Origin of the sequence: Paenibacillus sp. FSL H3-0457 (genome assembly GCF_037981725.1) — a bacterium.
GTDB classification, from domain to species: domain Bacteria; phylum Bacillota; class Bacilli; order Paenibacillales; family Paenibacillaceae; genus Paenibacillus; species Paenibacillus amylolyticus.
The window spans coordinates 2175939-2196445 of sequence record NZ_CP150283.1 but is presented as its reverse complement, the minus strand read 5'-3'; the positions used below and the strand labels follow the sequence as shown (position 1 = coordinate 2196445).

16 protein-coding genes are annotated in these 20507 nt (G+C 45.6%); 2 read left to right on the top strand and 14 right to left on the bottom strand.

The window, feature by feature from the left end; all coding sequences use genetic code 11:
- Nucleotides 1-47 precede the first annotated feature (47 nt).
- The 7 genes from polA to MHH25_RS09905 form a co-directional block, all read right to left on the bottom strand.
- Complete coding sequence (gene polA / locus MHH25_RS09935) at nt 48-2702, bottom strand: DNA polymerase I (RefSeq protein WP_340019901.1); 2655 nt, start codon at nt 2700-2702, stop codon at nt 48-50.
- A gap of 233 nt (nt 2703-2935) precedes the next feature.
- On the bottom strand, nt 2936-3595 hold the full coding sequence (gene phoU, locus MHH25_RS09930) for a phosphate signaling complex protein PhoU (RefSeq protein WP_036609819.1): 660 nt from the start codon (nt 3593-3595) through the stop codon (nt 2936-2938).
- Nucleotides 3596-3658: 63 nt separating this feature from the next.
- On the bottom strand, nt 3659-4414 hold the full coding sequence (gene pstB, locus MHH25_RS09925; RefSeq protein WP_036609821.1) for a phosphate ABC transporter ATP-binding protein PstB: 756 nt from the start codon (nt 4412-4414) through the stop codon (nt 3659-3661).
- A gap of 229 nt (nt 4415-4643) precedes the next feature.
- Nucleotides 4644-5825 (bottom strand): methyl-accepting chemotaxis protein, encoded by a 1182-nt coding sequence (locus MHH25_RS09920; protein ID WP_340019900.1) that lies wholly within the window; start codon nt 5823-5825, stop codon nt 4644-4646.
- Nucleotides 5826-5977: 152 nt separating this feature from the next.
- Nucleotides 5978-6706 carry a response regulator transcription factor gene (locus MHH25_RS09915; RefSeq protein WP_036609823.1) on the bottom strand — a complete coding sequence of 243 codons (729 nt, stop codon included), beginning with the start codon at nt 6704-6706 and terminating at the stop codon, nt 5978-5980.
- Nucleotides 6707-6822: 116 nt separating this feature from the next.
- Nucleotides 6823-8643, bottom strand: a complete 1821-nt coding sequence (locus MHH25_RS09910) for an ATP-binding protein (RefSeq protein WP_036669981.1) — start codon at nt 8641-8643, stop codon at nt 6823-6825.
- 478 nt (nt 8644-9121) lie between these two features.
- Complete coding sequence (locus MHH25_RS09905; protein WP_076326999.1) at nt 9122-9994, bottom strand: SDR family oxidoreductase; 873 nt, start codon at nt 9992-9994, stop codon at nt 9122-9124.
- Nucleotides 9995-10384: 390 nt separating this feature from the next.
- Between MHH25_RS09905 and MHH25_RS09900 the strand changes: the two genes are divergently transcribed.
- Complete coding sequence (locus MHH25_RS09900; protein ID WP_036609826.1) at nt 10385-11944, top strand: histidine kinase N-terminal 7TM domain-containing protein; 1560 nt, start codon at nt 10385-10387, stop codon at nt 11942-11944.
- A 263-nt stretch (nt 11945-12207) separates the two neighbouring features.
- On the opposite strand, the gene MHH25_RS09895 is transcribed toward MHH25_RS09900, so the two are convergent.
- The 4 genes from MHH25_RS09895 to citZ all read right to left on the bottom strand — a co-directional run bounded on the left by MHH25_RS09895 (nt 12208) and on the right by citZ (nt 16278).
- Entirely contained in the window at nt 12208-12627 is a 420-nt protein-coding gene (locus tag MHH25_RS09895) for a hypothetical protein (protein ID WP_036610969.1), read from the bottom strand.
- 141 nt (nt 12628-12768) lie between these two features.
- Nucleotides 12769-13710 (bottom strand): malate dehydrogenase, encoded by a 942-nt coding sequence (mdh, locus tag MHH25_RS09890; protein ID WP_340019899.1) that lies wholly within the window; start codon nt 13708-13710, stop codon nt 12769-12771.
- Between the two features lie 15 nt (nt 13711-13725).
- Nucleotides 13726-15018, bottom strand: a complete 1293-nt coding sequence (icd, locus tag MHH25_RS09885) for an NADP-dependent isocitrate dehydrogenase (protein WP_036609828.1) — start codon at nt 15016-15018, stop codon at nt 13726-13728.
- A gap of 147 nt (nt 15019-15165) precedes the next feature.
- The gene (gene citZ, locus MHH25_RS09880) at nt 15166-16278 is read right to left on the bottom strand and encodes a citrate synthase (protein WP_017689488.1); all 1113 of its coding nucleotides are present in this window, start codon (nt 16276-16278) and stop codon (nt 15166-15168) included.
- A gap of 531 nt (nt 16279-16809) precedes the next feature.
- Between citZ and ytvI the strand changes: the two genes are divergently transcribed.
- A complete protein-coding gene (gene ytvI, locus MHH25_RS09875) occupies nt 16810-17928 on the top strand; it encodes a sporulation integral membrane protein YtvI (protein ID WP_036609832.1) in 1119 nt (372 codons plus the stop codon).
- A 100-nt stretch (nt 17929-18028) separates the two neighbouring features.
- On the opposite strand, the gene MHH25_RS09870 is transcribed toward ytvI, so the two are convergent.
- From MHH25_RS09870 to pyk, 3 genes are all read right to left on the bottom strand, one after another.
- Nucleotides 18029-18427, bottom strand: coding sequence for an FxsA family protein (locus MHH25_RS09870; RefSeq protein WP_036609835.1), 399 nt, complete (start codon nt 18425-18427; stop codon nt 18029-18031).
- Nucleotides 18428-18434: 7 nt separating this feature from the next.
- A complete protein-coding gene (locus tag MHH25_RS09865) occupies nt 18435-18971 on the bottom strand; it encodes a thioesterase family protein (protein WP_340019898.1) in 537 nt (178 codons plus the stop codon).
- 101 nt (nt 18972-19072) lie between these two features.
- Nucleotides 19073-20500, bottom strand: a complete 1428-nt coding sequence (gene pyk, locus MHH25_RS09860) for a pyruvate kinase (protein WP_017689492.1) — start codon at nt 20498-20500, stop codon at nt 19073-19075.
- Nucleotides 20501-20507: the final 7 nt, after the last annotated feature.

The following is a 20507-nucleotide window of genomic DNA, read 5'->3' as shown; positions in this document are numbered from 1 at the left end:
TGGAAGGGCCTATTGTAAAATACCGGAAAAACCGCGCAGCACTTGATTTATTTCGCTTCGTACCAGTTATCACCAAAGCTGACTTCGGCTTTCAGCGGAACCGACAGTTCCAATGCTTTTTCCATAACAGAAGGGACTAACTCTTTCATCAGTTCCAATTCATCCGCAGGCACTTCGAATACAAGTTCATCGTGCACCTGAAGCAACATACGGCTCTTCAACTTGCGTTCCCGCAGCGCTTCATCCATCTGTACCATGGCCAGCTTGATGATATCTGCCGCTGTTCCCTGAATCGGTGTATTCATCGCCGTACGCTCTGCGAAGGAACGCAGATTGAAGTTACTGGCATTAATCTCTGGCAGGTAGCGACGACGTTCCAACAGCGTTTTGACGTAACCATCCTGACGAGCTTCCTTCACAATGTCATCCATATATCGGCGGACACCCTGGAATACTTCAAAATACTGATCTATAAACTGCGCAGCCTCTTTACGTGTAATATGCAGGTTCTGTGATAAGCCATAATCACTTATTCCATACACGATACCAAAGTTAACTGCCTTGGCGGAACGACGCATATCCCCATCCACATCCTCAGGATTCACGCCAAATACATCCGAAGCGGTCTTTGTATGAATATCCATATCGTTGACAAACGCTTCCTTCAAGCGCTCATCGTCCGAAATGTGGGCCAGTACTCGCAGTTCAATCTGGGAATAGTCTGCTGCCAAAATGGACCATCCTGGCTCGGAAGGAACAAATACCTTCCGGATTTTGCGACCTTCTTCCATCCGAATCGGAATGTTCTGCAAGTTCGGGAATTGACTGCTAAGTCGTCCCGTTGCAGCAATGGTCTGACGATAATACGTATGCACCTTGCCATCCCGATTGGATATCTCTTTGAGCAATCCTTCCACATAAGTGGATTGCAGCTTGGCAAGCTGACGATATTGCAGAATATGCTTGACCACATCATTATAAGGAGCCAATTTCTCCAATACTTCCGCATCTGTGGAATAACCCGTTTTTGTTTTCTTCACCACTGGCAAGCCCAGTCTATCAAATAAAATCTCACCCAGTTGCTTTGGTGAATTCAGATTAAATTCCGTTCCTGACAGCTTGTAGATCTCAGCCATCAACCTGCTGATCTGTTCTTCAAACTCACTGCCCAAAGCCTGTAGATCGGCTGTATTGGCCTTGATGCCCTGTTTCTCCATGTCCGCCAATATACGTGACAACGGCATCTCCAGTTCATGGAACAGTGAATTCATCTCATCGGTTTCCAGCACCTGCTCCTGAAGTGGAATAATGGCTGCTACTGCAGCAGCCTTCCGACATAGGAAATCACCCAAGATCTCCACTTCCGGTACCTTGTACTTGGCCCCTTTGCCCATAACCGTGTCATCCTCTACGAGCGACGGCAGACCATACTTGGTCGTGAGTCCACTAATCGTCTGATTGGATTCCGTTGGATCAAGCAAATACGCTGCCAGTTGTACATCAAATGACGCACCAGCGAATTCAATGTCATGCGCATGCAGGGCCAGGTCCACACGATGAAGATCATAACCGCGCTTCGGCTGCTCTGAATCACCAAGCCATGCCCGCACTGGAGCCGCAGCCTCGGAATGAAGCAATTCGGGAGATATGAACGTATACGTTCCAGCGGAACCTACAGCAAGTCCAATCAATTTCGCTTGGTGCGGGTTATCCCCATGTGTCTCCACGTGGAGGACATCAATGGAATCCAGTGAACTGAACAGCTCACTGATGTTGCCCTCTGTTGCAATGGAGGATTCAACTTCGGCAGCAGGGACCGCTTCCTGTTCAGAACCGATGCTGCCACTGAACGACAGGCGTTCGAGCAAGGATTTGAATTCCAGCTTGGCCAATGCAGGGCCCGCATTTTCTTCTTTTAATCCAGCGAATTGCATATCCTCCCACGTCTGCTCCAGCGGAACTTCCCGGTGAATCGTCGCGAGTTGTTTGCTCATCCGGGCATCTTCGGCATGGGCCTCGATCTTTTCTTTCATCTTGCCTTTCAGTTCACTTGTGCCGTTCAGCACATTCTCTACCGATCCGAACTGGTGCAGCAGCTTCAACGCTGTTTTCTCTCCAACCCCTGGAATCCCCGGAATGTTATCGGACGCATCGCCCATCAGACCCTTGAGATCAATGATTTGCAACGGCGTCAGGCCATAACGCTCCTTAATCTGAGCAGGATCATACAGCTCAATATCGGTTACCCCTTTACGCGTCAGCCCGATATGTACATGTTCGGAAGCAAGCTGCAGCATATCTTTGTCACCCGATACAACGAGCACCTGTCTACCCGCTTCATCTGCGCGTTTGGTTAACGTTCCGATGATGTCATCCGCTTCAAATCCAGCCAGCTCAAACTGAGCAATGCCAAGTCCTTTCAGCAGTTCTTTGAGCAAAGGGAATTGCTCTGACAACTCTGGTGGTGTTTTCTCCCGTCCACCCTTGTATTCCTGATACCCTTCGTGGCGGAACGTGATTTTGCCTGCATCAAATGCAACCATGACATGTGTAGGTTTATGCTCTTCAAGCAATCTCAGCAGCATCGTAGTGAAGCCATATACCGCATTGGTATGCAGACCTTTCGAGTTGGTCAGAGGCGGCATTGCAAAAAACGCCCTGTAAATAATGCTATTTCCATCTATGAGAATAAACTTGTCCATTCCAGCACCTCGCGTATTATATGGTCAACCTCTTCAAATTACATCTACTCTCATGATACCATACCCACCTGTCACATCAAAAAGAATAGCCTCTTTCACTTCACATTTAATCACAAAAAAGAACCTTCTCCACAGACAGCTGTACACAGCCTACCTGAGAGAAAGTCCTTTTCCATTCATATGATTGCATTACTTAATCAGTACTGATTCCCCAATTCCAAAGCAATGCTCTTCTATTGATTCAGATCCGGACGTTTACCTGTCACCAGGTATACCGTGCTCTCACCAATGTTGGTTGCATGATCGCCAATCCGTTCAATGTAACGTCCAACCATCATCAGCAGCATAGCCTGAGAAGCCTGATTAGGATGCTCTGACATTAACGTGTAGAGATCACTGATCATGTGGCTGTACAGTTGATCGACCTGATCGTCTGTCTGAGCCATTTTGTAGGCCAGGTCTGTGTTTTCTTTCAGGAAAGATTCGATGGATTCATCAATCATGGATTTCACGATTTCTGCCATTTGCGGGATATCCACCAAAGGTTTAATCAGCTTCTGTCCATCCATACGGAGTGTCACCTTCGCCACGTCGAGCGCAAGATCTCCCATACGCTCCAGATCACTGGAGATTTTGAATGCCACGATAATACGTCTGAGATCCTTTGCCACCGGTTGTTGTGTGATGATCAGTTTGGAGCCAAGTTCCATAATTTTGTCTTCAAGGGCATTCAGATTCGCATCATTCTTGATGATGACCTGAGCTTTCTCCGCGTTCATCGTTTGTAAACTCTCAATAGCACCATCCAATGCTGCTCCTACATGTTCACCCATTTGTTTGAGCAAGGTACGCAGCTCTTCAAGCTCCTGATCAAATTCTTTTCTGCGAATCATAGATTTCATGTCCTCCTTATCCATCATCTCCGGGTATGCCGGGATCATTCCAATTCAGCTCGCTTAACCGAACCTTCCAGATATATAATCCTCGGTCCGGGAATCTTGCGGTGTGGAGAATAACGTCTCCGTATCAGCTGCCTCCACCACTTCACCATTCAGGAAAAATACCGTGCGTCCAGATACCCGTGCCGCCTGGTGCATATTGTGGGTAACCATAACGATCGTGTACTTGTGATGCAATTCTTTCACTAGCTCCTCAATCTTCAATGTGGAGATCGGGTCGAGTGCAGACGTTGCTTCATCCATCAGCAGAACGTCAGGCTGTACAGCCAGCGCCCGTGCAATACAGAGACGCTGTTGTTGTCCGCCAGACAAACTAAGTGCCGACTTTTTCAATACATCCTTCACTTCATCCCATAGGGCAGCATGGACAAGACTTTGTTCCACCAACTGATCCAGTTCAGCCTTTTGGGTTACCCCGTGCAAGCGAGGTCCATAAGCCACGTTATCGTATATGGATTTTGGAAAAGGGTTCGGTTGTTGGAACACCATGCCAACTCGTTTGCGCAATGTCTCCACTTCAATCTCATTACTGTAAATGTCAGAGCCATTCAGCATAACCTGTCCTTCCACACGAACACCCGGAATCATGTCATTCATCCGGTTTAACGTGCGAAGCAATGTCGATTTACCACAACCTGACGGCCCGATGAACGCAGTAACGGTTTTTTCCGGCAGATCCATCGATATATTTTTAAGCGCGTGATGCGTATCATAATATAAATTAAGATTTTCAATGTGAATGAGGTCCTTCATGGATGTTCACTTCTCCTTCGCTGCAGGGACACGGAAACTCCCTTTACGTTGAGACCGATACTGATAATCTTTCATCGCTGCTCGGCCATCTTTAATATCCTACCCTTTCATTGTAAAAACAGTATCACTTTCATGTTAACGGAATGTAAAAAAGACATCCTTAACCTTCATGATCTGCTTGATGGATCAATCTGATTGCTGATGCCTGCTTTATTGACTACCTTATAGTTTACTCTCCATTCGAAACCATCTCATCCAGCTTCGTACGAATGTGCTCTGCAACTTCTCCTGCTTTCCCGCCTTCCATGGCGATCTCCTCTGCTATACGAGACAAATCTCTCACCGCACTGTTCAGTTGTCGGAACGTTGCTCCCCCTGCGGTGACATGCACCGAACTGTCGTCAATCTCCGCTCCGCTTGCCTTAACCAGCTCAACAGTCTGAAGGGTCAGTCCACCAATATTCTCTAGCAATGAAGACATGTTCCCCGCAACCTCACGGGTCTGTTTTGCGAGCGCTCGAATCTCGCCTGCAACAATCTGAAAACCTCGTCCATATTCACCGGCATGAGCTGCTTCGATGGAAGCATTCAGGGCGAGGAGACCACTTTGATCTGCCAGGGAGCGAATGGATTGTGCCATGCCTGAGCCTGTTTTGATCGAATTCAGCATGTGATCCGCATGTTGTCCTTGACTCTCCATATGCTGATGTACCCGGTTATAAGAAGCGTCAACGTGCTTCAAACTCTCTTCGCCCTGCTTGGACAATGCCATGATCTCACGGGCCTCATGAACGGTCTGATTCGCTGCATTCACCAGCTTGGTGACCGCATTGTTGATTCTGGATATCTCCTGTCTGCTCTCGGTTACTGTACGTATGCGCTCTTCCGTAACAGCCTGTTGCAATCTGCGAGATAGCGACATTACGTCTCGCATCGTCAACACACCAAGCAGTCTGCCTTGGTCCGTAACCAGCAGACAATCGTAGAAATGCTGTTCATCGCGTCCAAGTGCGATATCAATAATCGTTGAGGCTTCCATATGAATATCTGCAATAACCGGAGATGTATTCACTACTTGTATGACCGGCTTACGGTAGAATAGATCTGCGGCAAAACGGCCATTTAACATCCGATATAACGTCTCTCGCATTAACAATCCAGTGGGTTTCATCTGCTCATCACACAGTACAATACAGGGGTGTTCCTTATCCTGATTCATCATCGCAGCAGCTTCTCCACAGGTCGTATGGACCCCCGCGACAGGTACCTGACGATAATAGTCCTGCAAATGGATCACAGATTCTTCAGCAACTAGTGCTACTTCAGTTTGCTCCATTATGGGTGTCGTTAATTCTTCATTATGTAAAACAACATGAGGCTGGTCAGGTTTCACTTCGAGCAACATGGGCATAAATGCGCAATCTCCTTTACGTAATACCTCCGTCTTGAGGTGGGTTATGTAGGTACAAAGTATCACTCAGATAAGTCCATGCTACTCCCTCTACGTAAAGAAAAATCTTCCTTTATGTTAAATGAACGTAAAATAAAACTCCCCGATCATTGCTAACTTGAATGATGGGGAGTTTTTCTTTTGACAACCAATTTATAACCTACACCACGAATCGAATCAATGTGAACCGATTCCGGGTCCAGCTCCAGCTTTTTACGTAATGAACTGACGTGAACGTCCACGGTTCGTTGACCTCCGATATAATCGAAGCCCCACACAGCGTTCATCAGATCATCCCTTGTCAGTACCACACCCGGCTTTTTGGCCAAATATAGAAGTACTTCGAACTCTTTCGGACGCAGACTGATGGATTGTCCACCCAGTGTCACTTCATATTTCAGAGGATAAATCTCCAGCTCTCCCAGAATAATTCGTGAGCCATCCTTGTCCTCAAGCTGTGGTAAATCTTCACCATTGGAATAACGTCTTAATACCGCATCCACTCGGGCTAATAACTCAGATACACCAAACGGTTTGGTAATATAATCATCGGCACCCGATTTCAGTCCCTGTACAACCTCGGCTTCACCGTTCTTGGCCGTCAGAATGATAACCGGTGTACTAACACCCTGTATTCTTAACTTGCTCAGAATGTCCAGACCATTCATGCCCGGAAGCATCAAATCCAGCAAAATGAGATCAAATTCCTGGGACAAGGCCCGATCATATCCTGCAGATCCGTGATCCTCTGCCGTAACGTCGTAACCTTCCTGTGTCAGGTTATACGTGAGTAATCTTGATAATGTAGGTTCATCTTCAATAACTAGTAAACGCTGTGCCATGATACCCCTTCTCTCTTCATAGGTTGTCTGTTGCCACAACACTTTTTCTATCATAGCACTAATTTGTTAACGCGGTGTAAAACAATACACACTTTTTACAATTTGATACCAGACGCCTACATCTCTTCGTCTTGAATGAATGGAAGGATCACACGGAACGTTGTCCCCATGCCCAGTTCACTCTCTACAGACAATTTGCCATGATGCAATTCCACCAGATGTTTAACGATGGAAAGTCCAAGGCCTGTGCCCCCTGAATTACGAGATCTGCCTTTATCAACACGATAGAACCGCTCGAAGATTCGCGGCAAATCTTTTTTCGGTATGCCAATTCCTGTATCTGACACGGCAAAGACAACTTCATCATCATTATCCATCGTCACCTGTAACTTCACTCGTCCACCATCGGGGGTATAGTTGATGCCGTTGGATAACAGATTGATGAAAATCTGCTTCATCTTGTCCTCATCCGCTTCAATGTACAGTTCCTCCGGAACATGCATTTCCAGACGAATTTGCTTTTTCTCCGCCACCTTGGACAAGGTGCCCAGCACCATTTCGAAGAAAGAGTGTACATGCACAGGTGAGCATTGCAACGGTGCGCGTTTCGATTCAATTTTGGATAACTCCAGAATATCCCCGATTAATCGGTTAAGTCGATCTCCTTCATCATAGATGATTTTCAGGAATGATCGCTCTGTCTCCTTATCCTGTACCCCGCCGCTGAGCAACGTTTCGGCAAACCCTTTGACCGCAGCGACTGGTGTCTTGAGCTCATGAGAGACATTTGCAACAAACTCACTGCGCATTGACTCCAATCGGCGAATCGCCGTCACGTCCTGCAACAGGAACAACATGCCTCGATACCCACCATCATCTTCGGACATCGGTACTCCATCAATACGGATCAGTTTTTCCTCCGGGTTGAACACACTCACTTCTTCATGCATCCGTTCTTTCAGTGCAACACTCTCTTCAATGGTGCGAGTTAATTCGTAGTGTCTTTTCAATTCAGTATAAGGTTTACCCGTAACCTTTCCTGCCTGAATACCAAGCATACGCTCCGCTTCCCGATTGACCAGTGCAATGGATTGCCCTGCGTCGATCATGACAATACCTCCGGTCATGTTCGCGAGGACACTCTGTAACAACGCTTCATTGTCACGGATCGTCTTCAGCTGGGACTGCAAGCTGTCTGCCATTCCGTTTATGGCAAGCCCCAGCTGTCCGATCTCATCTCTACGCGTTACATCAACTCTGGCATCGTATTCCAGCTTGGTGATCCGATGGGCCACTTTTGTAATATGCTCAATCGGGGAGGTTAATCCACGTGCAACCCGATAACTGACAAACGCGACAATTAAGAACAATAGCCCAAGTGCAGCAAACATTATCATCCAACCACGCTGAAGCCCTTGATCCACAGCCTGTAGACTCATGGATAGACGAATGTAACCATCAAATTTGCCACTAGGTATTTCAATCATGTCACTTTGATCCGAATTCACAGGTAGCGCTACATACAGCATGTCTTGTCCCAATGTCTCACTGTAACGTATGGATTGCCCGTATCCATCTCCGACGGCACCCTTAATCTCCTCACGGTTCAAGTGATTATCCATGGAGGCCGGATCACTCTCGGAATCCCCAATGACCATGCCGTCTTTATTGATGAAGGTTACCCGGGAATCCGTCAGACGATCCAGTTCCAGCGCCCGATCTGAATAATACTTTCGTGTGGCTTCCGAGGTTGGATCACTTGCATCATGGAATGGAAAAGTTGCTTTGAGCAGATTAATTTCACGCACCATGGTTTGCTCCAATGCGGCTATATGCGTAGTCTTAAACACTCTGCCCATCGTATATCCAGCCACAATGACGGATACACCGATCAGCACCATCATAATGATGGCAAGGCGAATTCGGAACGGTCTCATCTATCTCTTCCTTTATGATCAGATTAATATCTAATGAATTGCTCTACATTGAATCCAGTTCAATTCGGTCCCCACGGGTACCCGGATTGGAAATTACAAGAAACTCCACTTCTTCGTCGCTCCGATTCATCATCGCAATTTCCCACCCCATATATAATGTGCTGCATTCTGTTTGCTCATTTTCATATGACTTGTCCCTCCGAGTATAATTGCTCGATCTATCATATCACAGATTAGGGGACTCCCAATCTTTTCAGTCAGTACTTTGCAATACGCTATCAACTGCAGTGAGACAAGGCTAATAATAAAATATCATAGTTGTATCAACAGAGATGCCGACTTTTGTAAACAGGTGCTAACCGCATCTTTGACATACATATTCACCTGATATAAAAAAGACGCACCGCTCAGCCATGCTGAAAGCGATACGCCTCTCTATATAATCAATCCTATCCTGAGTCTAAACGTTCATTACGTATTATCCGTTCACCACTTCACCGCCGTTTACATGCATCACCTGTCCGCTTACATACGAAGAGTCATCCGAAGCAAGGTATACGTAAGCGGGAGCCAGTTCATCCGGTTGTCCTGGCCGCTTCATTGGCTGCGTTGCGCCGAACTCACTTACTTTTTTCTCATCAAATGTAGATGGAATGAGTGGTGTCCAGATCGGCCCTGGTGCAACGGCATTGACACGAATTCCCTTCTCAATCACATTCATTGATAACGAACGAGTGAACGAAGTGATTGCTCCTTTGGTAGATGAATAGTCAAGCAGGGTTGGGCTTCCGCGATAAGCTGTGATAGAGGTTGTATTAATAATCGTGCTGCCCTTCTTCAGATGTGGCAGGGCTGCCTGTGTCACATAGAACATGCCAAAGATATTGGTACGGAATGTACGCTCCAACTGTTCTGGCGTAATATCCTCCAGATTCTGCTGTGGATGCTGCTCTGCTGCGTTATTCACGACAATGTCCAGTTTGCCCAGTTCATTCACTGTCTGCTGAACAGATTTCTTCGCAAAGGCATCATCACCAATGTCACCTGCAATCAAGATGCACTTGCGTCCTTCTTGTTCGACCTGACGTTTCGTTTCCTTGGCATCTTCGTGCTCGCTCAGGTATACAATGGCGACATCCGCGCCTTCCTTGGCATACGTAACAGCAACAGCACGTCCAATTCCGCTGTCACCCCCTGTAATAAGGGCCACCTTACCCGTCAGTTTACCTGCTGCCTTGTATTCAGGCTTCTCAAATTCCGGTCTGGGATGCATCTCCGATTCAATACCGGGGCGTTGATCCTGATGCTGTGCTGGCATTGTTTTTTGATTTTGTTGTGTGTTGGTTGACATCTAACATTCTCCTCTCAAAATGTGAACATGTTTGGATTACAGAAGACATGGACCCTAACTGTATACTTCCTTGTCTTTCGTTCTCTGAAAAAGTCTCATTCTGTAGGATGGCATGAACAGTTCAGATTATTCTTCTGCGATGAACAGCAACTTAAGCCTCAGCGTGCTGTCTCTAATCGTTATTTACCACTCTCTTTAGATATCAAACAACCAATTTGCTTCAATGCCTGTTTGGCCAAAAATTCGAAATTTATTCGAAATTAGACTGTTTCATGATACAAAGTGTATTCCTATGCTGCTTGGGCTGATGTACAATGTACAGTATACTGATGTGCTTTAACTCTCATCTTTATTGGTTTAATCATTCTAACCTAACATGGAGACCTGACAATGGAATCGCATATTAATTCATATATAACACTCGTCGCTACTTCAGCCGTGCTGAATGTCTTTTTGTGTTTATATACCTATTTCAGAAGATCCGAGATTCCCAGTTCCAAAATATTCATTCTCTACACAGCAGCACTCTCCGTATATACTTTTGGTTATGCGATTGAGCTAGCCAGCAACACGCTGGAACAGATGATGTTTTGGACCACCGTGGAGTATATAGGCATGCCCTTCTCCGCATCTCTTGGCCTCATGTTGATGATAAAGTACACAGGAAAAACGTTATCCAAAAAGGTAACTGCCGCGCTGTTTGTAATCCCTTCCATTACACTAGGTATGGTTGCAACCAATGACTTTCATCATCTATTTTATAAAAAAGTATGGCTGAGAGAAGATAGTCCCGTTCCTCTGATGGATATCGCAGTGGGTCAATGGTATGTTGTACATGGTGCATTCACCTTCTCCTGTCTGTTATGTGCCTGCCTCATTTTGATCGGACAATGGAGACACACCAAAAAGATGTATCGTCGTCAATTACTTACTCTCATTACTTCACAGATTATTCCTATGGTCGCAGCTTTTCTGTATTTGCTTGGTTTGACCCCCGGCGGGATGGACCCCGTACCCGTACTCATGTGTATCACATCTGCCATGTATATCTGGGCGATTCTATCCTCACGTCTACTAACCATCGTACCCATCGCCAAAGACAGTATTTTCGAGAGCATGCGTGAAGGTGTTATTGTACTGGATAGCTTCAATCGACTGGTCGATTACAACAGATCTCTGCGTGACATGTTGCCAGAGCTTAATACAACCATGATTGGCCAACCCTTGGATGATATCTGGCTTAATCTTGCTGGAAAGACATTTCCCGTTGAATACGGAAGAGAAGGATTGCAAACGGATCTGTACTGGCAGTTAAATGGAGAGACCGTCTGTTATCAGGTCAGGACATCTTACGTATATAACAAGGATGCACAGACTGTGGGCAGTCTAATTATGTTAATTGATATAACGGAACAACGCTTCTTGCAAGAACAGTTGAAACAACTGGCTTATTTCGATGGTCTGACCAAAATCTATAATCGCACTCAATTTTTGCATAGAGGACGGGAGATTTTGAGTGAAGCTCAGCTTAATCCGCAACCTGTTTCATTTATTTTATTTGATATTGATTACTTTAAACGTATCAACGATACGTACGGGCATGATGTTGGCGATCAGGCCATCATTCATGTGGTCTCTGTCTGTAATCGATATTTAAGCCCTGAGATGTTATTTGCCCGTTATGGAGGAGAGGAGTTTGTCATCGCTCTTCCGAATACCTCGCTTCAAGAAGCCGAGAAACTTGCCGAACAACTGAGAGTTGCCTTGTTGAATGACCCCCTGGATGTTAAGGGAGTGCCTATTACGCTCACCTCAAGCTTTGGTATTGCCCAGTACAATGGAGGGTCAGATTCGCTGGAGTCCTTGTTACGCGATGCTGATACTGCCTTGTACGAATCCAAGCGTAATGGTCGAAATGCAGTGCGGGCGTATACTGTGAGTACATCCTAACCAATGTAGACCTTGTCAGATAAATATGTATGATGATATGTATGGTAGTGATCCCTCTAGTTCCAGTTCAAATAAACCGAGGACTGCTGATTTCATCTTGGTAATAACAAAAAATAGACAGCCAATGAGGCTGTCTATTTTTTGTTTGTTTCAACGAAACACCATCTTACATCTCATCCGGCTTGTCCTAAGTACGTCTGCAAACGCTTAACCAACAACTAACAATACATCTGCGTAAGGTGGATTAACCGTCCGCAACGCACTTAGATCACCTGATTATTCACCATCAGGTACACCATGATTAGCAAGAATACAGCCAGAAGTGTACTGAACATACGGATCTTGCTTTGCTCAGGACCCACATCACGTTTGTTTTTCACACCTTCTGCAGCGAGTCGCAGCGGTTTACCCATGATTCCTCCAATAGCCGCAATAGCCAAGAGCAGAACAACAACGACAGCCATCCAGACATGAGAATACTCACCTTTGGTCATCAGGTAACCACCAGTAAGAAGTTGGATTACAAGTCCATACTGCGCGACTTTGTTCAAAGAACGAAGTGATGCAAAGGCTCCCTCTTGTGCTGCAGCATTCAGGGTACGGATTTTACCGACCACAAATGGCAGAATCAAATAGAATCCCATCGCCAGTGCTCCAACAATATGGAGCAAATACATAATCATTGTCAAAATTTTCATCCTCCTCAACATTTTCGGTGTGCTATACATCACATTCCATTATACTGGGGAACTTATCCAAAGAAAAGAAAACCTCCGGGTTTACCGGAGGTTTTCTTTTAGCTTCTGTTCAAAAAGTTTTCAAACTTACAGGTTTACTACCGAAATGACGTTGCGAACCGAATCAGCAGATTTATCCAACCCTGCTTTTTCTTCCATTGTCAGTTCAAGTTCGAATATTTTCTCGATGCCGTTACCACCCAAAATGGTTGGTACACCGAGGAACAGATCATTATAGCCATATTCACCTTCAAGATAAGCGATCACTGGAATGATACGTTTCTTGTCCTTCAAAATGGCTTCGGTCATCTGAACAAGTGAAGCCGCCGGTGCGTAATATGCACTGCCGTTACCGAGCAGATTCACAATCTCACCACCGCCAACACGTGTACGCTGAACGATGGATTCGATCCGGTCAGCCGGAATCAGCGTATCGATCGGAATGCCTCCCACGCTCGAATAACGAACGAGGGGCACCATATCGTCTCCGTGACCACCAAGAACGAATCCACGAACATCTTCAACAGATACGTTCAACTCTTGCGCAATGAAGGTACAATAACGTGCTGTATCCAGAACACCTGACTGACCGATAACACGGTTTTTAGGAAAACCAAGGGTCTGATAAGCTGCATAAGTCATCGCATCCACCGGGTTGCTTAGAATAATGACGATGGAATCAGGGCAATATTTTTTCACATTTTCACAAACGGACTTCACGATACCCGCATTCGTATTGACCAGATCGTCGCGGCTCATACCCGGTTTACGGGCGATACCAGCGGTGATGATTACAATCTCAGAACCTGCAGTATCTTCGTAGTTGGAAGTGCCGACGATATGACTGTCAAATCCTTGAACAGGACTTGCTTCCATCATATCGAGTGCTTTCCCCTTCGTCGGGTTCTCCAGTTGAGGAATATCAACCAGCACAACATCCCCGAGTTCTTTTTGGGCAAGCATTAATGCGGTCGTAGCACCGGTAAAACCGGCGCCGACTACTGTGATTTTTTTGCGCTGAATAGTCAAGATTCACATCTCCCCTTACAGGTTTTTAATGATTTGATCCGCGAATTCAGAACATTTCACTTCAGTAGCGCCGTCCATCAGACGTGCAAAGTCATACGTTACTGTTTTATTGTTAATGGATGTTTCCATACCTTTGTAGATCAGGTTAGCTGCTTCTTGCCATCCCAAGTGCTCAAGCAACATTACTCCGGACAGAATAACGGAACCAGGGTTCACGACATCTTTGTCCGCGTATTTAGGTGCAGTACCGTGAGTTGCTTCGAAGATAGCATGTCCTGTTACGTAGTTGATGTTCGCTCCAGGAGCGATACCAATTCCGCCAACTTGCGCTGCAAGTGCATCGGACAGATAGTCACCGTTCAGGTTCAATGTTGCGATAACATCAAATTCGCCTGGACGAGTCAATACTTGTTGCAGAGCGATATCGGCAATCGCATCTTTTACGATGATTTTACCAGCATCTTCAGCAGCTTTTTGTGCTGCATTCGCTGCATCTGTACCTTCGTTTTCTTTGATGATGTCGTATTGTGCCCATGTGAATACTTTGTCAGCGAACTCTTCTTCAGCCACTTCATATCCCCAGTTTTTGAAGGCACCTTCTGTGAATTTCATGATATTACCTTTGTGTACCAGTGTAACCGTCTTACGGTTATGGTCAATTGCATACTGCACTGCTGCACGTACCAGACGTTTCGAACCTTCGGAGGAAACTGGTTTGATACCAATACCGGAAGTCTCAGGGAAACGGATTTTGTTAGCACCCATCTCCTGTTGAAGGAACTGGATCACTTTTTTCACTTCTTCAGAACCTTCAGCATACTCGATTCCTGCATAGATATCTTCCGTATTCTCACGGAAAATGACCATGTCTACCAACTCAGGACGTTTAACCGGAGAAGGTACACCGTCGAAATAACGAACAGGACGCAAGCATGTGTACAGGTCAAGCTCTTGACGCAGGGCTACGTTCAGGGAACGGATACCGCCACCGATTGGCGTAGTCAATGGTCCTTTGATCGCTACGATATACTCACGAATGGCTTCCAGTGTATCATTCGGCAACCACTCACCGTATGTATCGAATGCTTTTTGTCCAGCAAACACTTCATACCATGCGATTTTTTTGTTGCCATCATAAGCTTTTTCAACAGCTGCATCCAATACACGTTTGGAAGCTTTCCAGATATCACGGCCTGTACCGTCACCTTCGATAAATGGAATGATTGGATTACTAGGTACTTGAAGTGTACCGTTATCAATTTGGATTTTTTCGCCTTCAGTTGGGTGAGCAAATTTTTCTAATTTCATAGTTAAAATTCCTCCTAGGTTTCGTATATGCAGTATTCATCATACCACTAGTCTTGTTGAGAGAAGGGTCCTGAGAGCTTAAGCCAGTAAAGCCTCTGCTTTCCAACCCTTCACCTCGTCCATATTATTATACTGTTTTTGCGGCTATTAGCGAAGTTCAATAGAAACGTATTTCTGTTCTGTAGGACCAGTGTACTCCGCACGTGGACGAATGATGCGATTGTCCGCAAGCTGTTCCAAAATATGCGCAGTCCATCCAGACACCCGGCTGATGGCAAAGATCGGAGTGAACAATTCCTGTTCGATCTCCAGTTGGGTATATACAGAAGCAGAATAGAAGTCTACGTTAGGCTTCAGTCCTTTTTGTCCTGTTACCAGTTCCTCGATCTTCACAGACATATCATACAAACGCGTATCATTGTTCATCTCGCCAAGTTCCTTGGACATCTTCTGTAGATGTTTGGCGCGTGGATCACCGTTTTTGTACACCCGATGTCCAAAGCCCATGATCTTTTCACGATTATTCAGTTTTTCCTGAATTGCCGCTTCAAGACGATCAGGCGTACCGATCTCATTCAACATTTTCATAACGGCTTCATTAGCACCGCCATGCAGTGGTCCCTTCAGTGCGCCAATGGCGGAAGTTACACCGGAATAGATATCCGACAGCGTAGCAACCGTTACACGGGCTGCAAATGTCGAAGCGTTTAACTCGTGATCCGCATGCAGGACAAGGGCTTGATCCAATGCTTTCACTGCGGTCTCGGATGGTTCTTCACCAGTCATCATATATAAAAAGTTCTCTGCGATGGAAGCGCCTTCTTTTGGTGCCACAGGTTCTTTGCCCTGACGGATACGGGCGATGGCTGCCACAATCGTTGGCAACTGTGCTTGCAACTTAACCGCTTTGTTCTCATTCGCTTCCGTTGTCATCTCATCCGCTTGCTCGTCGTACAGTGCAAGTGCAGAGACAGCGGAACGAAGTGCTGCCATGGTACTGACGTTTTTCGGATACAATTGGATTTGTGCAATCAACTCGCTCGGAATCGGCGCGTAATCGCTCAGGCTTTTACGAAGGGATTTCAGTTCATCCGTTGTTGGCAATTTACCAAACCACAACAAATAGGCAACTTCTTCAAAGCTGGCATGTTCAGCCAAATCGTCGATATCGTAACCACGGTATGTGAGCACACCGTCTACAATAGAACTGATCGAAGAGGTTGTCGCAACGATGCCTTCCAGACCTTTGGTAGCTGTCATATTACATCTCTCCTTTAATAAGCGAAATCAGGAACCATTCCAGAGTGTCATATAAGTGCCAAAATGCACCTATTCTCTTTTTGTAAACATTTTCATTTTAAAATTAACAAATATTTCAAACTACGGTTTTCCTATCTGTCAATCGGTATTTACTTATAACATCATACTGGATTTTGTCGTTTATGTGAACACGATGAGAGTTCATTCGCACATCAAACTTCTTTATCGGACCGATAAAGCATTTTTGAAAGCCTTTACAAAAACAAGGTTGACATTTAATGTTTTTTAACCAATCCTGTCGTATGAAGAACTTTCTATTGCTATATTCTGTAATACTAAGGCATACTCTAGGCAAAAGAAAGAATCCCCGTAGATCTTGTTCAAAAATCCACTTTTGAACAAGATCTGGTAACATCCCGGCGTTTCAAAACCTTGTAAATGCTCTATATTAATTAAGATAGCCATCTATTTTTAATACTGCTTCATGGATCATACATAGGTCGGCTTAATTGAAATAAGGAGAGTTGATGCTTGGATAGAATAATAATGAAACGCCTGCTCCGTGGCTTATGGGTTATCATTGCGGCCGTTCTGATCGCCGTTGCCATATACTTGTTGTTCCCGCTTTTGTACCCTTTTGCGATTGCTTGGATTATCGCCTATGCCATGAATCCTTTAGTGAAACTGCTTCAGCATCGAGCACGATTCCCGCGCTGGCTGGCTGTGACTCTTTCATTGATCCTTTATTTTGGAGCCATTGCGGTGGTGCTGTCTGCGGCGATTACCCGTATGGTAAAAGAAGTCATTTCACTTACGACAAGCTTTGATCTTCATGTTGATGAGATCAAGGACACGTTTGTGCGCTGGACCCAGAATGACACCATTCAAAGTTTGACTGCGCAGATCAATGAGTTTTACAAGGAAAATCCCAACTACCAGGAAACCATCAACAGCAATATTAGTAAAACAACTGAAACGGTGGGTACAGCCGTGACAGATCTGGTCACCGGATTTTTCAACATGATTCTGAGTCTGCTGACTTCCCTGCCGAACATGGGCGCGGTATTAATCGTTGTTCTGTTGTCTACATTCTTCATTAGCAAAAGCTGGACCAGGCACAACATCACCGTATCGGGATGGGTACCCTCTTCCATTCGCAAGCCGATATCCGACATCTGGACCGACCTTAAGAAGGCACTGTTCGGATACGCAAGAGCACAATTGATCATGATCTCGATTACAGCACTATTCGTCATGATTGGACTGCTTATATTGCAAGTCAATTCAGCCTTCACCATCGCTCTGATGATTGGTTTGGTCGATCTGCTTCCTTATCTGGGTGTTGGCCTTATCATGGTGCCTTGGGCAGCGTACCTCTTTATGAATGGGGATCTGTATCTGGGCATTGGGATTAGTATTATCTATCTGATCTTATTGATCGCCCGTCAGATTATCGAACCGAAGGTACTTGCAAGCAGTGTAGGGCTTGACCCACTCGCCACGCTGGTTGGCATGTTTGTTGGTTTGAAGTTGTTTGGTGTTCTAGGCTTGATTATCGGCCCTGTCAGTCTCGTGATTCTCGATGCGTTCAATCGGGCTAACGTATTACGCGACCTCAGAACGTATATCATCAACGGCCGTGTCCGATGAGGCACCATCTTATGAGCACCCAAGAAAATAGAAAAAGGCTTCGTTCAACAGAAATCATCTGTTGAGCGGAGCCTTTTCATTATGCAAAACAACTGGTGTTTCATTTCGGACGACGATAAAACGTAATTTTGCCACTTTTCATTTTTTTCTCCAGCCACCCCAGGAAGAACAGACGGTACACCGGACGTGTTAATGGAAATACCAGTGTAAAGCCGATCAGATCCGTTACAAAGCCTGGAATCAAAAGCAAGAAACCACCGACAAAAATAAAAAGACCATCGACCATTTTTCTTCCAGGTACCTTGCCACGCTCCATCTCGGATTTGGCATCCACAAGTACTTTTCGCCCTTCAAACTGCAACATTGCTATACCAATCAAGGACGTGAGAATCATGAGAAGCAATGTCTTTCCGGCTCCGATCCAGTCACTCATCAGAATAAAACCAAATAATTCAATCACCGGAATGATTAAGAGTAAAGCCCACATCCATTTTCGCATTGACGTATTACCCCTTTCCCGAAAGCCACACCTTTTCAAGCGCGCTGTATAACTCAGAGGCTGCCTTATCCAGCCGAACTGGCTTCCAGTCCCCATTCACCCATACATGCTGGGTAGAACCTGTAACTAGCCGTTCACCGGGGAGTGATTCATCAGTTGACCATACCCGTTCTCCAATCGCCATACGCTCATTAGGTTCTTCAGACATGCGTCTTACGTCATACTCATAATTCAGTCGTAGACCACTAAATGCAGCAATACGGGTGAAAATGATAATCTCATCATCATATCGGGCAGGCTTGTGATACTTCACATCCAGTCCGGTTACGGGAAGCAGTAACCCCTGTTCCTCCATTTTACGATATGTATACCCCATTTGGCGAATCATCTCAGTTCGACCAATTTCAAACCAATTCAAATAGTTCGCGTGGTAGACCACGCCCATCTGGTCACTTTCTTGATAGCGTACACGAAGACGTGCCACATACCAGTTACCATTGCTCTGTTCTCGCACGTTATCGGCCTCCTTCGCTCTATCATTCATACGTGTTACCTCGTTGTAAAGTGTCAATAAGATGGAAAAAAAGCAACGGGACAATAAAGCCCCATTGCTTCTTTCCTGTTGCTTCTCCATCCAAGACGCTATTAAGCGTTGTTTGGAATTTGGCTTACTTTAATCAGGTTGGTAGAACCGGAACGACCCAAAGGTACACCTGCTGTGATCACAACCAGGTCTCCTTCTTTAACAAGTCCGGATTTTACGCCGCCTTCAATTGCATTCTCGAACAAAGCATCCGTGGAATCAACCAGTCTTCCTTTGACAGGAGTTACACCCCAAGCCAGAGCCAAACGACGGGAAGTTCTGTCTTCCGTTGTCACAGCGATGATTGGAGATTCTGGACGATACTTGGAAATCATGCGTGCAGTATGTCCTGATTCAGTCGAAGTAATGATCGCTTTTGCGTTCAAATCTTGAGCTTGAAGAGCAACCGATTGGCTGATTGCTTCTGTAACTGTTGTTTGTTGAGCAACACGTTGTTTCAGGTACAACTCTTGGTAAGGCAGAGCAGATTCTGCTTTTTCAGCAATACGGGACATGGTCAGAACAGATTCAACAGGGTATTTACCCGCAGCTGTCTCACCGGACAACATGATTGCATCCGTACCGTCGAAGATCGCATTCGCCACGTCACTTGCTTCCGCACGTGTTGGACGCGGGTTACGCTGCATGGAATCCAGCATTTGTGTAGCTGTGATAACCGGTTTACCTGCAACGTTACATTTTTGGATCATGCGTTTTTGTACCAATGGTACTTCTTCCGCAGGAATCTCAACACCCAGGTCTCCACGAGCAACCATCAGGCCGTCAGACACTTCAAGGATTTCGTCGAGGTTATCGACACCTTGTTGGTTTTCGATTTTGGAGATGATTTGGATATGTCCAGCATTGTGTTTTTCAAGCAATTCACGAATCTCAAGTACGTCACTTGCTTTACGTACAAAAGAAGCCGCGATAAAATCGACACCTTGTTCGATACCAAATACGATATCGTTAGCGTCTTTTTCGGTGATACCCGGTAGAGAAATGGCAACGCCCGGAACGTTAACACCTTTTTTGCTTTTGATCGATCCGCCGTTAACGATACGGCATTTGATCTCGGTGCCTTGCACTTCCACCACAGTCAGTCCGATCAGACCGTCGTCGATCAGAATTGTAGATCCCGGTTCAACATCATTCGGAAGATCTGTATACGTAATGGAAAGACGTTCTTTGGTTCCCAGAATTTCTTCTGTTGTCAAAGTGATGTACTCGTCTTGAACCAATTCGATCGGTTCAACTTCGAGTTTACCTGTCCGAATTTCCGGTCCTTTGGTGTCCAGCAGGATCGCTACTGTTTTGTTCAACTCTTCGCATGCTTGGCGAATCGCAATGATCCGTCCGCCGTGCTCATCGAAATCACCGTGGGAGAAGTTCAGACGGGCCACATTCATACCGGCCATAATCAATTTTTTGGTGTTCTCCAGAGATTCACTGGATGGACCAATGGTACATACAATTTTCGTTTTACGCATTTTGGGT